The 14,080-nt window shown below is 71.6% G+C and carries 14 protein-coding genes and 1 pseudogene; 9 read left to right on the top strand and 6 right to left on the bottom strand.

What is annotated here, in order from left to right:
• Positions 1-107: 107 nt before the first annotated feature.
• The 6 genes from ACFYXM_RS32125 to ACFYXM_RS32150 all read left to right on the top strand — a co-directional run bounded on the left by ACFYXM_RS32125 (position 108) and on the right by ACFYXM_RS32150 (position 5,508).
• Positions 108-905, top strand: coding sequence for a class I SAM-dependent methyltransferase (locus tag ACFYXM_RS32125; protein WP_389294700.1), 798 nt, complete (start codon positions 108-110; stop codon positions 903-905).
• Positions 902-1,987, top strand: coding sequence for a prenyltransferase (locus ACFYXM_RS32130; RefSeq protein ID WP_389294702.1), 1,086 nt, complete (start codon positions 902-904; stop codon positions 1,985-1,987). Before ACFYXM_RS32125 ends, ACFYXM_RS32130 begins: the two co-directional genes overlap by 4 nt.
• A gap of 126 nt (positions 1,988-2,113) precedes the next feature.
• Positions 2,114-2,671 carry a hypothetical protein gene (locus ACFYXM_RS32135; protein ID WP_389294748.1) on the top strand — a complete coding sequence of 186 codons (558 nt, stop codon included), beginning with the start codon at positions 2,114-2,116 and terminating at the stop codon, positions 2,669-2,671.
• 39 nt (positions 2,672-2,710) lie between these two features.
• Positions 2,711-3,487, top strand: coding sequence for a maleylpyruvate isomerase family mycothiol-dependent enzyme (locus ACFYXM_RS32140; protein ID WP_389294704.1), 777 nt, complete (start codon positions 2,711-2,713; stop codon positions 3,485-3,487).
• 220 nt (positions 3,488-3,707) lie between these two features.
• The gene (locus tag ACFYXM_RS32145; RefSeq protein WP_389294706.1) at positions 3,708-4,796 is read left to right on the top strand and encodes a PHP domain-containing protein; all 1,089 of its coding nucleotides are present in this window, start codon (positions 3,708-3,710) and stop codon (positions 4,794-4,796) included.
• Between the two features lie 4 nt (positions 4,797-4,800).
• Entirely contained in the window at positions 4,801-5,508 is a 708-nt protein-coding gene (locus tag ACFYXM_RS32150; protein WP_389294708.1) for a VOC family protein, read from the top strand.
• On the opposite strand, the gene ACFYXM_RS32155 is transcribed toward ACFYXM_RS32150, so the two are convergent.
• From ACFYXM_RS32155 to ACFYXM_RS32180, 6 genes are all read right to left on the bottom strand, one after another.
• The gene (locus ACFYXM_RS32155) at positions 5,501-6,508 is read right to left on the bottom strand and encodes an LLM class F420-dependent oxidoreductase (protein ID WP_389294710.1); all 1,008 of its coding nucleotides are present in this window, start codon (positions 6,506-6,508) and stop codon (positions 5,501-5,503) included. The two genes, ACFYXM_RS32150 and ACFYXM_RS32155, sit on opposite strands and share 8 nt — an antisense overlap.
• A 124-nt stretch (positions 6,509-6,632) precedes the next feature.
• On the bottom strand, positions 6,633-7,517 hold the full coding sequence (locus ACFYXM_RS32160) for a hypothetical protein (RefSeq protein WP_389294712.1): 885 nt from the start codon (positions 7,515-7,517) through the stop codon (positions 6,633-6,635).
• Positions 7,518-7,702: 185 nt separating this feature from the next.
• Entirely contained in the window at positions 7,703-8,641 is a 939-nt protein-coding gene (locus ACFYXM_RS32165; RefSeq protein WP_389294714.1) for an N-acetylmuramoyl-L-alanine amidase, read from the bottom strand.
• A gap of 182 nt (positions 8,642-8,823) precedes the next feature.
• Positions 8,824-9,480 carry a class I SAM-dependent methyltransferase gene (locus ACFYXM_RS32170; protein ID WP_389294715.1) on the bottom strand — a complete coding sequence of 219 codons (657 nt, stop codon included), beginning with the start codon at positions 9,478-9,480 and terminating at the stop codon, positions 8,824-8,826.
• Between the two features lie 115 nt (positions 9,481-9,595).
• Positions 9,596-10,684, bottom strand: a complete 1,089-nt coding sequence (locus tag ACFYXM_RS32175) for a methyltransferase domain-containing protein (protein WP_389294717.1) — start codon at positions 10,682-10,684, stop codon at positions 9,596-9,598.
• A 76-nt stretch (positions 10,685-10,760) separates the two neighbouring features.
• Positions 10,761-11,222: a DUF6415 family natural product biosynthesis protein gene (locus tag ACFYXM_RS32180; protein WP_389294718.1), complete on the bottom strand. Its 462-nt coding sequence runs from the start codon at positions 11,220-11,222 to the stop codon at positions 10,761-10,763.
• A 277-nt stretch (positions 11,223-11,499) separates the two neighbouring features.
• Between ACFYXM_RS32180 and ACFYXM_RS32185 the strand changes: the two genes are divergently transcribed.
• From ACFYXM_RS32185 to ACFYXM_RS32195, 3 genes and pseudogenes are all read left to right on the top strand, one after another.
• A complete protein-coding gene (locus tag ACFYXM_RS32185) occupies positions 11,500-12,372 on the top strand; it encodes a helix-turn-helix domain-containing protein (protein WP_389294720.1) in 873 nt (290 codons plus the stop codon).
• A 5-nt stretch (positions 12,373-12,377) separates the two neighbouring features.
• Positions 12,378-12,587, top strand: coding sequence for a DUF397 domain-containing protein (locus tag ACFYXM_RS32190; RefSeq protein ID WP_389294721.1), 210 nt, complete (start codon positions 12,378-12,380; stop codon positions 12,585-12,587).
• A gap of 177 nt (positions 12,588-12,764) precedes the next feature.
• Positions 12,765-13,615: pseudogene (locus tag ACFYXM_RS32195) on the top strand (LLM class flavin-dependent oxidoreductase).
• Positions 13,616-14,080 lie beyond the last annotated feature (465 nt).

Consider the following 14,080-nt stretch of genomic DNA (forward strand, 5'->3'; position numbering starts at 1 on the left):
CGCGACCGCCCCGGCGCCCCCGCCCACCGAAACCCCCTCCGATCACCCCTGATCACCCCGATTCCCGATCACCTCCGACCGTCTCCCGACCGCGAAAGCAGGCGCCCGTGCTGACCGTGGACTTCACCCGCTTCCCGCTCGCCACAGGCGACCGGGTGCTCGACCTGGGCTGCGGCGCCGGACGCCATGCCTTCGAGTGCTACCGGCGCGGCGCCCGGGTCGTGGCCCTCGACCGGAACGGCGAGGAGATCCGCGAGGTCGCGAAGTGGTTCGCCGCGATGAAGGAGGCGGGGGAGGCCCCCGAGGGCGCCACCGCCACCGCGATGGAGGGTGACGCCCTCAACCTGCCGTTCCCCGACGAGTCGTTCGACGTCGTGATCATCTCCGAGGTCATGGAACACATCCCCGACGACAAGGGCGTGCTCGCCGAGATGGTGCGGGTCCTCAAGCCCGGCGGCCGGATCGCCGTCACCGTTCCGCGCTACGGCCCCGAGAAGGTCTGCTGGGCGCTCTCCGACGCCTACCACGAGGTCGAGGGCGGCCACATCCGCATCTACAAGGCCGATGAACTGCTCGCCAGGATGCGCGGCGCCGGACTCAAACCGTACGGCACCCACCACGCCCACGCCCTGCACGCGCCGTACTGGTGGCTCAAGTGCGCGTTCGGCGTCGACAACGACAAGGCGCTGCCCGTCCGCGCGTACCACAAGCTGCTGGTCTGGGACATCATGAAGAAGCCCGCCCTCACCCGGATCACCGAGCAGCTGCTCAATCCGGTGGTCGGCAAGAGCTTCGTTGCGTACGCGACCAAGCCGCACCCGCCCGGGACCGGTCACGCCGCCGCCACCGCCGCCACCGGTACCGCTCGCGATGCCGCCGAGGATCTGTCCAGGGCCGAGGCGTGACCACTCCCGAGCAGACCGAACACCTCGTCCTGCCCGGGGTCCTCACCGCCGAGCAGGCCGCCGAGACCGTCTCCGCCCTGCTCGCCGTGCAGCGCGAGGACGGCGCCCTGCCGTGGTTCCGGGGCCACCACCTCGACCCGTGGGACCACGTCGAGGCCGCCATGGCCCTCGACGCCGCGGGCGAACACGCCGCCGCGGAACGCGCGTACACCTGGCTGGCCCGGCACCAGAACGGTGACGGCTCCTGGTACGCCGCCTACCACGACGGCGACCCGGAGCAGCCGACCGACCGCGGCCTGGAGACCAACTTCTGCGCCTACGTGGCCGTCGGTGTCTGGCACCACTACCTGGCCACCGGCGACGACGCTTTCGTCGACCGGATGTGGCCGACCGTCTACGCCGCCGTCGAGTTCGTGCTGCGCCTTCAGCGGCCCGGCGGCCAGATCGGCTGGAAGCGCGAGGCCGACGGAACCCCCGTCCACGACGCACTGCTGACCGGCTGCTCCTCCATCCACCAGGCCCTGCGCTGCGCGCTGGCCATCGCCGAACGGCGCGAGGAGCCGCAGCCCGACTGGGAGTTGGCGGCCGGAGCCCTCGGTCATGCGATCCGGGAGCACCCCGAGCGCTTCCTGGACAAGAGCCGCTACTCGATGGACTGGTACTACCCGGTCCTCGGCGGCGCGGTCACCGGAGCGGCGGCCAGGGAACGGATCGACGAGGGCTGGGATCGCTTCGTCGTTCCCGGCCTCGGGGTGCGCTGCGTGCTGCCCAACCCGTGGGTGACCGGCGGCGAGAGCTGTGAACTCGCCCTGGCGCTCTGGGTGATGGGCGAATCCGACCGGGCGCTGGAGATCCTCCAGTCCATCGGGCACCTGCGCGCGGACGGCGGCCTGTACTGGACGGGGTACGTCTTCGAGGGCAACCAGGACTTCTGGCCCCAGGAACTCACCACCTGGACCGCCGGTTCGCTGCTGCTCGCGGTCGCCGCGCTCGGCGGCGACGAGGCCACCACCGCCGTGTTCGGCGGCGAACGCCTGCCGCGCGGACTGGAACCGGACTGCTGCCGGGAGCCTTCGAATTAGCGCCGGGCTCCGGGTGGCGTACCGCCCGGGGCCGGGTGAGCCTGAGGAGGAGTGCCCGTGGCGCGCTCACCGTGGCGACCGTCGCCACGGACCGGGCCAGGGAGGTTCGCCGTGTCCAGTTCCGCCGTGACCGGTCGCGTACCGGCGCACCGTCTGCTCCTGTCACTGCTGTTGTCCTGCACCGTGCTGGTGGGGATCGCCGGCTGCGGCGGCGACGGCGGCGGCACCAGGAGCGTGAGCGGCTCCGTGTCCCCGGGCGACACCTCGTCGGCGCAGAAGCAGAGGCTCGCCAAGACGAGGTTCGTCGCCAACGCGGGGCTCGCCGCCGGAGCGACGTACCAGTGGATCGTGAAGCCGTACCGCGCGGGCAAGTTCAAGAAGGGCGCGGACGGGCGTCAGCTCACCCTGGTCAAGGCCGGGCTGGCGGGCGGGTTCGCGTACGACCGGCTGAAGGCCGCCGTGGCCAACGCCAAGGGCGACCCACTGCTGTCGAAGGCGGTCGCACCGCTCACGGCGGGCATCGAGTCGCTCAAGGGACTCGGCGAGAAGCTCCGCAGGGGCCAGGCGGGCGAGGGCGACATCGGTGCCTTCGAGGACGTCATCGACAACGTCAAGGGCGCGGGACGCAGCGCCGGGGCCGAGGTCAAGGACAAGGTGCCGAGCGCATCCCAACTCGCCGGATGATGCCCGTGGTTGGCGCGGCCCATTCGTTAGGGTCGGGGCATGGGAACACTTGCGCACGACCTCTACTGTGACGAGATCATCAGCCGCACCGACGCGCTGAGGTCCGTGCTTCGCGGCGCGGACCTCTCCGCGACCGTGCCGACCTGCCCCGACTGGAACCTGCGCGACCTCGCCGTGCACGTGGGCGGAGCCCATCGCTGGGTCGGCGAGATCGTACGCACCCGGGCCACCGAGGCGCTCCCGCCGGACGCCGTACCGGGGTCCTCGCCCGAGGGTGACGACCCCGCCGCCCTCGACGCCTGGCTGGCGGAGGGCGCGGCGAAGACCGTCGAGGCGCTGCGAGCGGCCGGACCGGGCCAGGAGGTGTGGTCCTGGGCGTGGGAGCCGAGCACGGGCTTCTGGGCGCGCCGCATGGCGCACGAGACCATCGTCCACCAGGCCGACGCGGCGCTCGCCGCAGGGGCCGACTACGCGGTGGCCCCCGAACTCGCCGCCGACACCATCGACGAGTGGCTGGAGATCATCACCTTCGTACGTTCCACGGGATACAGGAAGGAAGCCCTGGAACTGACCGGCCCCGGGCGTTCGATCCATCTGCACGCCACGGACGCCCCGGACGCCGAGTGGCTGATCGAGCTCGGTGAGGGCGGCTTCGCCTGGCGGCGCGCCCACGAGAAGGCCTCCGTGGCGCTGCGCGGCCCGCTCACCGACGTGATGCTGGTCTTCAACCGGCGCCTCCCGGCAGACAGCGACCGGGTGGAGGTGCTGGGGGACGCCGAGCTGCTGGACTTCTGGCTGGAGCGCACCTCGTTCTGAGCCCCCGGACACACGGGGCCGGGGCCCGGCGGGCCGATGCCGCGTCGGTCCACGGGGAGGAAGCGGCCCCGGGCACGGGTCCGAGGCACGGGCACGAGGGCACGGCCCCGTCGCTGCTGTGCGGGCGGGGCCGTGCTGGGCCAAGCTGGAAGGGACAGCTTGCGGTGCCGGGTGCCGCGGCGCCCGGAGCCTCGTGCCCGGCGGCCCTGTGGAGGTGCCGATGGAGCCCGTCCGCGCCCTGAAACGGATCGCCTTCCTGCTCGAACGCGGCGGCGCCGACACCTACCGTGTACAGGCGTTCCGCACGGCCGCCGCGGCGGTGGCCGGCATGGCGGACGGAGAGGCGGCACGGCGTGCCGAGGACGGCTCGCTGGAGTCGGTCAGGGGTATCGGGCCGAGGACCGCCGAGGTGATCCGCGAGGCGCTGGCCGGGAACGTGCCCGGCTACCTGGCGCGGCTGGAGGAGTCGGCCGCCGCCGGGCCGCGCCCCGAGGGCGGCACCGACCTGCTGGCCCTCCAGCGCGGCGACTGCCATCTGCACTCCGACTGGTCGGACGGCGGCAGCCCCATCGAGGAGATGGGCCGCACGGCCGCGGAACTGGGTCACGAGTGGGCGGTCCTCACCGACCACTCGCCCCGGCTGACCGTCGCGAACGGACTCTCCCCGCAGCGGCTGCGCGGACAGCTGGACGAGATCGCCGAGCTGAACGCCCGATGGGCGCCGTTCCGGCTGCTCACCGGCATCGAGTGCGACATCCTCCCCGACGGCTCCCTCGACCAGGACGACGAACTGCTGGAGCGACTGGACGTCGTGGTGGTCTCCGCGCACTCCCAGCTGCGGATGGACGCCGCGCCGATGACCAGGCGCCTGATCGCCGCCGTCCGCCACCCGCACGCGAACATCCTCGGCCACTGCACCGGCCGCCTGCTCACCGGCCGCGGTCGTCCGGAGTCGCGGTTCGACGCGGACCGGGTCTTCGCCGCCTGCGCGGAGGCGGGAACGGCCGTGGAGATCAACAGCAGGCCCGAGCGGCTCGACCCGCCCCGCCGCCTGCTGCGCCGCGCCGTCGACGCCGGCGTCCTGTTCGCCGTCGACACCGACGCGCACGCGCCCGGCCAGCTGGACTGGCAGATCCACGGCTGCGCCCGCGCCGAGGAGTGCGGTGTCCCGGCGGAACGCGTCGTCACCACATGGCCGGCCGGGGAACTGCTGGCCTGGTCGCGCGACGGCACCCTCCCGGAGGGCATCCGCGCCGGGAGCGACGGGACGGGCGGCGCGGTCCGCGCGGCGCCGGGACAGGAACGGTGAACCCATGACGGCCACAAGCGTGCGAGGCATCGACCACATCGGGGTCACGGTCCCCGACCTGGAGACCGCCACCCTCTTCCTCGTCAGGGCGTTCGGCGCCGTGGTGCTCTACGACACCCTGCGCCGCCACGACGGGCCACGGGGCGGCCGGGACGTCGAGCAGCGGCTCGGGGTCCCGGCCGGCACCCAGCAACTGGCGGTCAGGATGCTGGCCATCCCCGGCGCGGGCCCGGCCGTCGAGGGGCCGGGCATCGAGCTGTTCGAGTTCGAAGGCCCGCGCCGCGAACCCCCGGTGCGGCCCTGCGACTTCGGCTGGCAGCACGTGGCGCTCTACGCCGACGACCTGGACGCCGCCGTACGGGACTGCGTGGCCGCCGGAGCCACCCTCCTCGCCCCGCCCCAGCCGCTGCCTGGACCCGAGGCGGGGGAGCGCAACCGGTTCGCGTATCTGCGCACCCCCTGGGGCAGCACCCTGGAGCTTCTGACGTACCCGGACCCGCAGCCCTGGGAGCGCGCCGCCACCCGGTCGCGTTCCCGGCCCGCGCCGCCCGTGCCACCCGCGCGGTCCGTACCGGCGGGCGTCACCGGTGCCTGGCCCACGGACCCGGACCGCCCGGACCCCACGCGTGCCGCGCGCCGGGTCCCCGTACCGGCCGAGCCCGCCGCCTCCTGGCCCAGGGACCCGGACCGGCCGCCCGGGGCCGTCAGTTGAGATCCGCGAGCACCCGCAGTGTGTGCGGGTCCGGTGCCGTCACCAGCAGGTCGGTCACCGGCCCCGCACGCCACAGCTCCAGCCGCTCCGCGATGCGCTCCCGGGGGCCGACCAGCGAGATCTCGTCGGCGAACGCGTCCGGCACGGCCAGCACCGCCTCCTGTCTGCGCCCTTCGAGGAAGAGCCGCTGGACGCGCCGGGCCTCCTCCTCGAACCCCATCCTCGCCATCAGATCGGCGTGGAAGTTGCGGGCCGCGTGCCCCATCCCGCCGATGTAGAAGCCGAGCATCGCCTTCACCGGCAACAGCCCCTCGGCGACGTCGTCGCAGACCCGCGCGCGGGCCATCGGCGCGATCAGGAACCCCTCGGGCAGGCCGGTGAGCGACGCCTCGTACACCTCGGGACGCAGCGGCGACCAGTACAACGGCAGCCAGCCGTCGGCGATCCGGGTGGTCTGCGCGATGTTCTTCGGCCCCTCCGCCCCGAGCAGTACGGGGAGCCGAGCGCGCAGCGGGTGGGTGATGGACTTCAGCGGCTTGCCCAGACCAGTGCCGTCCGGGCCGCCGTACGGGTGGGAGTGGAAGCGCCCGTCCAGCACGACGGGAGCTTCGCGGGCGAGGACCTGTCGGATCACGTCGACGTACTCGCGGGTCGCGGTCAACGGGCTGCGGGGGAACGGCCGTCCGTACCAGCCCTCCACCACCTGCGGCCCGGACAGCCCCAGCCCCAGCATCATCCGGCCGCCGGAGAGATGGTCGAGAGTGAGGGCCTGCATGGCGGTGGCGGTCGGGGTGCGCGCCGCCATCTGCGCGACGGCGGTGCCCAGCCGGATGCGGGAGGTGTGCGCGGCGATCCAGGTCAGGGGAGTGAACGCGTCGGAACCCCACGCCTCCGCCGTCCACACCGAGGCGTACCCCAGCCGCTCCGCCTCCCGGGCGAGTTCCAGATGGCCGGGGTCCGGGCCGCGGCCCCAGTATCCGAGCGCGAGTCCGAGCCGCATCCCGTCACCTCCCACGTTTCTGACGCCCTATCAGATCCCTGGTGCAGGAGGGAGGGTACGGCAGTGGCCCCCCGCCCGGAAGGGCGAGGGGCCACTGCTCGGCCAGAGGCCGGCCGACAGGCTCTCAGCCGCGCTGGATGCCCGTGGTGTCCTGGAGCACGCCGCGACGGCCGTCCTGGGTCTGCGCGACGAGCGCCGAACCGCGCTGTTCGACCGCGAGGTACCAGGTGCCCGGCGCCAGTTCGGCGATCGGCGACGGCGAACCGTCCTCGCCGTACAGCGGGCGCGCCACCGGCACCGCGAACCAGAACGGCGCGAAGTCACCGGCCGGCGCACCGCCCTGCGGCTGCCCTGCCTGGGAGTGCCCCGCCTGCGCGTGCGCCTGACCGGCCTGGGGCTGACCGCCCTGCGGCTGGCCCGCCTGCGACTGACCGGCGTGCGGCTGCGCGCCGTACGCCTGCGGCTGACCCGGCTGCGCCCCGTACGGCTGCTGCTGGGCACCGGGGTAGCCGTACCCCTGGCCGGCGGCCTGCGGCTGGCCGCCGTACGGCGACTGCACGGCCTGCGGGGCCGGGCTCGGCGCACCCATCAGCGGCGCCTTGAGGGCGGGGATCAGCGGTGTGCCGACCGCGCCGACCGCGAGCAGGACCGCACCCAGCAGACCGAGGATCAGACTGGCGCCCGCGTTGCTGGCGTCGATCAGCGTCCAGAACGCCGTCCACAGCACGAAGACGCTGAACGCGGCACCGAACTGGCCGAGTTCGAAGCCGAGCACCTTGCGGCTCGGCATGGTGCGGCCCACGACGACGAGCGCCGCCGCGATGATGCCGCCCAGGAAGACGCTCATGAGCAACGAAAGCGCGTCCCAGGCGTTCGGGGCCGAGTAATTGGAACAGTTGATGCCCGGCGGGCACTCATAACTGCTGAGGTTGAGGAAAGAGGCGATGAACAGCACCACCGCTGCTCCGATCACCACGCCGTCGCCTCTAGTGAGGGAGCGCATATTCACGTGAAGGTCCTTCGTCGGTCGTCTCATCGGGGTGGTCGCCGTCGCCGCCGGCGGGCGGTCACGGCGCGAAGCTCGGGGGTGGCTCCCCATCGTACGGATGAATCTATCGTCTGCCCCGCCGGGCCGTGCGTCGGCAGGGAACCGTGAACGCACTTCCCCCGGTTTCGCCTCAGAACGTCCTCCTACTACCCCTTCAAGTAGCCGCTGATGCCGTCGGCGATGCCCTGCGCCGCCTTCTGCCGCCATCCCGCACTGGTGAGCAGGGCGGCGTCCTTCGGGTCACGCATATTGCCGCATTCGATGAACACCTTGGGCACGGTCGACAAATTCAGTCCGCCCAGATCCTTACGAACATCCAACCCGGTTTTGTCGCCGATGTAATTGGAGGGCGCACTTCCGGTGGCGCGGAGGAAGAGACCGGCGATCCGCGCGCCGAGCTCGCGGGACGGGTCGACGATCTTCGAGGTGTCCGCCTTTCCGGCACGCACCAGGCCGGGGAGGATCACGTGGAATCCCCGGTTGCCGACCGCGGAACCGTCCGCGTGCACCGACACCACCGCGTCGGCCTTCGCCGCGTTGCCGATCCGGGCCCGCTCGTCCACGCACGGCCCGTACGGGCGGTCGCCGTCCTGCGTCAGCACGACCTTCGCCCCCTGCGCCCGCAGGAGATCGCGCACCCGGCGCGAGACGTCCAGGGTGAACCGGGCCTCCGCGTAACCGGCGTCGGTCGACGTGCCGGTGGTGTCGCATTCCTTGCGCCCGGTGCCGACGTCCACCTGACGGTTGATCTCACGGGTGTGCAGGCGGTTGTCGGGGTTGTGCCCGGGGTCGATGACGACGGTCTTCCCGGACAGCGGCCCGGACACCGCGCGGTCCACGGCCTTCGAGGACGGACCGGACGGGGTCGACGGGGCGGCGGACGTCCGGCCCGGCACCGGGGCCGAGGACGCGGCGGAGGTGCCGTCACTGCCCGGCCGGGGCTCGGCCGGTTGCCCGGAAAGCCCGTCGTCGGAGGCCGCGCCGCAACCGGCGGCGGTCAGGCACAGGGATATGGCTGCGAGCGCGGCAGCGGCACGCTGGGGCCGGCGGCGCGGGGTGGGGGGAACGCTCTCGTCGTACGGCACCACGCGATGCTATCGGGGGGTGCCCCCGGCCGCCCGTCGTGCACGCCCCGGGCCCGACGCCCGCGCGTGCTACCGGGCCCGACGCCCGGGTCCGCACCGGCCTGTACGCGGGCTGCCCGTACCGCAGTCGACGGCTGCCGCCTCCGTCCCCGGCCCGGATCCCCGGCCTCGGAACGTCGGGCTCAGATCCCCGGCCCCGTGCGCCGCAGCACCCGCAGCGAGTCCGTGACCGACACCTCGGCGAACGCGCCGGAGGCCAGCGCCCGCAGATAGATCCGGTACGGGGCCTGCCCGCCGTGCGCCGGGTCCGGGAACACGTCATGGATCACCAGCAGCCCGCCCTCGGCGACATGCGGCGCCCAGCCCTCGTAGTCGCCGTTCGCGTGCTCGTCGGTGTGCCCGCCGTCGATGAAGACGAAGCCCAGCTTCCCGCTCCAGACGGCCGCGACCTGCGGGGACCGCCCGACCATGGCCACGACGTGGTCCTCCAGCCCTGCCGCGTACAGCGTCCGGCGGAACGTCGGCAGCGTGTCCATCCGCCCCACCTCCGGGTCCACCACGGTCGGGTCGTGGTACTCCCAGCCCGGCTGCTGCTCCTCGCTGCCCCGGTGGTGGTCCACGGTCAGCGCCGTCACCCCGGCCGCGCGGGCGACGTCGGCGAGCAGGATGGTGGAGCGCCCGCAGTACGTGCCCACTTCGAGGACCGGCAGCCCCAGCGCGGCACCCTCCACGGCGGCCCGGTACAGCGCGAGCCCCTCCACCACCGGCATGAAGCCCTTGGCGGCCTGGAAGGCGGCGAGAATCTCCGGCGACGGCTCGGCGACGGACTCGGCGGTCACGGGTTCCTCCTGGTGGGCGCGGTGATGCGGGTACGCGTTCGACGGCGCCCCATCGTGCCGTACGCGCCTGGCGGGGGCGCGGGCGGGGCGTCCACTTCGCCGTGATCTACGGCCGTCAAAGCAGGGTCCAGGAAGGGCCGTCCGGCACGCGATACCAGGCACGCTGGCTGTCCGGAGTGATCGCGAGCCCGAAGTCCTCACGGGCGGGGGTGCCCTTCGAGAAGATCGAGGCCAGTTCCTCAACGGTGTCCCAGAGCCGACGAGGGCCGATCTGCCGGACCTTTCCGCCGACGTGGGCCGTGGCCGTGGAACCGTCGTCCACCCACAGTCCCACACCGGTCAGGTTGCCCTCGTCGTCACGCCAGGAACACGAGTGGTATCCGGGGAGCGCGAGCGACAGCGGAAACCTCAACCGGTCGAGCACGTCCTGGACCGGAACCGAAGCCCTCTCCACCGGTCGGACTTCCAGGCCCGCAAAGTCGGGACTCCTTCCCGCCGTGCGCCGCGGCATGAAGAACGCGGGCGTCGGGAGAAACTGCCCAGCCGCCTCGCCGCCGTCCGGGACAACGACCCTTGCCACACCGAAACCGACAGGAGCGACGATCACCCCGCCTTCACGTACCTGGGACAGGAGCGGGGGCGGGATGCACCGGAGTCCGGCCGTGGCGATGACGCGGTCGTACGGCGCGCGGGCCGGGTAACCCTCGGCGCCGTCCCCGGCGAACGTGAGGGGCCGGAGTCGGTGTTGGGCCAGCCGTTCGCGGGCGAGGAGCACCAGTTCGGGATCGACGTCCACACTTACCACACTGTCGCTGCCCAGGCGCGATGCCAGCAGAGCAGCGTTGTACCCGGTACCCGTGCCCAGCTCGTACACCGTGTCGCCGACCTGCGCGTCCAGCGCGTCCAGCGCGTCCAGCGCGTCCAGCATCAACCCGGGTTCACTCGACGACGAGGTCGGGACACCGTTTTCGTCGAGTCGCGTCGTCAAGGCCGTGTCCGAATACACGGTCTCCAGATAGCCGGGGTCGGCAGCAGACACTTCATTCCATGCGCCCTGCTCGTCCTGCCTGAGAAAGACGGGGATGAAGTGCTCCCGTGGCACGTCGGCGAACGCGGCCAGCCATCCGCTCGAATGTCCCTCGCAGAGGGCGGCACCGAACTTCGCGCGCAGCTCGGCCGCTGTGTTGTTGTTCGGTGAGTTCATCGCAGCACCGCTACGGCCAGCGAGCAGCCGAGGGCGGCGAGGCAGATGATGTACGCGATCTGCCGACGGAGTTCGCTCACGTCCTGTCCTTCGGAGGCACGGCCTCATGCTCCGGGAGGCAGTGGCCGTTGCTGTCGGCGAGAGCGTCTGGGGACGGCCGAGCGGGAAGGGGCGAGGTGACGGCCTCCGTCTTTTTCCGGTACTCGGCGACCAGCCACCGCAGCAGCCGGGCGAGGTCGCGCAGGTGCTGGTAGGCGTTGAAGACGAGAACGCCGTCGCCCGGCGTGGACGCGAGGAGTTGGTCGACCTCCCACCGGGCGGCTCGTGTGGCGGTGGTCCGTTCCTGCCCGAGTGCCTCCTCGGCGAAGAGGACGATGCGGCCGCGCAGTTGGGCCGTCCACTCGTCGATCTCCTGCCGGGTGGTGGTGCCGAGCCGGAGAGCGAGCGCACCGTTGGTTGCCCGTTCCGCGGTCTCGACGTCCAGGGGGAGTTCGTTCGTGTCCGGTGCCGGCGGCAGGCTCGACGTGAGGTCTTTCATGGGGGGGCTCCTGGGCCTTGGGCATGGGGGCGCACAAGGCATGGCCATGCATCGGTTGCCCTGTGCGCTTTATTGGCAACTGGTGGTAATCGTGACAGTGAGGTCGATATCTTGGAAGCGTCGCAGCGGGTTTCTGCAAGCGGTTTTCCGCGTGAAGTTCAGTGCTGCGGCGGTCCGTTCACGCCCCGCGCGATGCCTTCTGCCGTGACGCAGAAAGCTCCTTGCGGCAGCGGGACATTCTCCGTCACACTGGGTAACGCTCCCTGGGAGGCAGAAGATGATCACGGATGTGGAGTCGGCGACCCCCGCCCTCTGCCGCCTCCAGTTAGGCCGCGAGCTCCGTCAGCTCCGGCAGGAAGCCGGTCTCACGTCCACCCAAGTGGTTCGCACTCTGATCTGCAGCCCGTCGAAGCTGACGAGGCTGGAGACGGGGGAGAACTCGGTGGTGGAGACCGCGGACGTGATGGCGCTCTGCGAGATCTACCGGGCGTCCCCCGAGAAGCGGGCCCTGCTGCTGGGGTACGCGGCCGTCACCAAGACCAAGAAGGACTGGTGGCAGTCGCCCGAGTACCGGCCTGCCATCGAGCCCACGTTCAAGGCGTACTTGGGGCTGGAGGCCACGGCCGCGGCACTCCACAAGTACGAGGGCGAGTTCGTCCCCGGTCTCCTCCAGACGGGTGACTATGTGCGCACCATCCACCGGCGCGCGCACGAGAGACTTTCCGCCGACGAGATCGACCGACTCGTAGACGTACGGATGACGCGGCAGGAGGCGCTCCACCGTGAGTCGGCGCCACTCAAGTTCGCGGCGGTCATCAACGAGGCGGTTCTCCATCGCCGGGTCGGCGGTCCGGCCGTCATGCGGGCGCAGATAGAGCATCTGGTGGCGGTGGCCGAGCTGCCCTCGGTGCGGGTGCAGGTCATCCCCTTCAAGGCGGGCGCACACCCTGGAATGAACGGCGCCTTCACGCTGCTCCGGTTCGACGACGCGCAGTCCATCGTCTACCTGGAGAACCTCGGCGGGGCGTCGGTCACCCGGAGACGCGCCGATGTGTGCCTGTACGAAGAGGCGTTCAACGACCTCCAGATTCTTGCCGTGGGGCCAGAGGAATCTCTCGGCATGATCAGAGAAGCGATCAAGGAGCATTGATTCACATGACCACTCGTGAGCCCGCCGGTGCCCACTGGTTCAAGTCGAGCTACAGCAATGACCAGGGCGGTGAATGTGTCGAAGGCGCTCGGCTCGACGGGCGGGTGATGGCTGTCCGGGATTCCAAGGACCCCGGGCAGGGCGTCTGCGTGTTCCCGGCGGCCGCCTGGCTGGCGTTCGTCGACGAGGTGAAGGCCGACGACACCGTTGCCTGATGTTTCCTGAGCGAAGGTCCCTGCCACGTGTGGGCAGGGACCTTCGTCGCGTCGGTGGCCTGGTCCACGCGTCCGCGCCCGGGGTGGCGCCCCATCGTGCCGTATGCCCCCGCCGAAGGTGTGACACTGCTGGCGAATCTGGTTGCTGCTTCGTGCCCGGCTGCGCATCCTGCTGGGATGCGCTTTTCCGTCAACATCCCGAACTTCGGTGACTTCGCCGACCCCCGTAGCGTCGCGACCGTTGCGGCTGCCGCCGAACAGGCCGGTTGGGACGGCCTCTTCATCTGGGACCACGTACTGCATCGGCGGCACCAGGGGCGTCCCTTCGGAGACCCCTGGATGCTGCTGACCGCGGCCGCGCTGGCCACCTCTCGGATCCGGCTGGGCACCCTGCTGACGCCGGTTCCCCGTTACCGTCCACAGCAACTGGCCCGCCAAGTGGCTACCCTGGACCACCTCAGCGGCGGCCGGGTGATCTTCGCCGCGGGCCTGGGCGGTCCGATCGAGGACGAATACCACAGCTTCGGCGACGCGGCCGAGCCGCGCCTCCTCGCCGAGCGGCTGGACGAGGGACTGGGGCTGTTGGGCCGCTTCTGGTCCGGTGAACCGGTGAAGCACCACGGTCGGCACTACGAGGTCCGGGATGTGGCGCTGCTGCCCGCCACTGTGCAACGGCCCGGTCCGCCGGTGTGGATCGGCGGGTTCTGGCCGCGTCGTGCGCCCATACGGCGGGCAGCGCGGTGCCGCTTTTCGAGACGGCCCGGCATGGTCATGTGCCGGACGTGGCGGAGGTACGCGAGCTGGTCGGCTATGTGCGCAAGCACCGTACAGCCGGGGCCGAGCGCCCCTTCGAGTTCGTGCTCGGCGGTGCCACACCCCCGGACGCGGCGAAGGCCAGGGACGTGATCGGTCCCCTGCGCGACGCCGGTGCCACCTGGTGGGACGAGCGACAGGTCCAGACCGGCCCCGACCTGGACCGCCTCTCTCCGGTGCTGCGCCGCATCGAGGCGGGGCCGCCGACGGTCTGATCAGCCATTCGTGGTGGTGCCGGGCGGCAGTGGTTCTGCCTGCAGTAGGAGAAGGAGATGCGCCCATGGCAGGCTCCCCAACGCTCGGCGACATGGCGGAGACGCCCACCGGCCTCACCGCATAGGTCGAACGTCGTCTCCATCGCGATGTCGTGGTTGACCCACTCGCGGGTGACCGAGGGCAGGAGGAGCCGGTCGATGGTGTCGATCAGCTCCTGCTCGTGGCCGGGCAGGAAGCGGCCGTCCACCCGGGCCGTCGCCTTTCCGGGGATGACGTCGGTCTGGTAACCGGCGTCGAACATGGCCTGGAGCGGGCTGTGCCCTGAGCCGGGCACGCCTTCTCGGTGAATGCCCCATGGGCATGGAGCACCAGCAGTTCTTCTCCATTGGCCGGGGCGGAACCGAGCCGTCACGTGCTGCTTCGAGGCCTCGGGCTTCTGCCGCGCCTCGACGTCTCGACGAGCA

This window comes from Streptomyces sp. NPDC002476 (genome assembly GCF_042889785.1).
Taxonomy (GTDB): Bacteria; Actinomycetota; Actinomycetes; order Streptomycetales; family Streptomycetaceae; genus Streptomyces.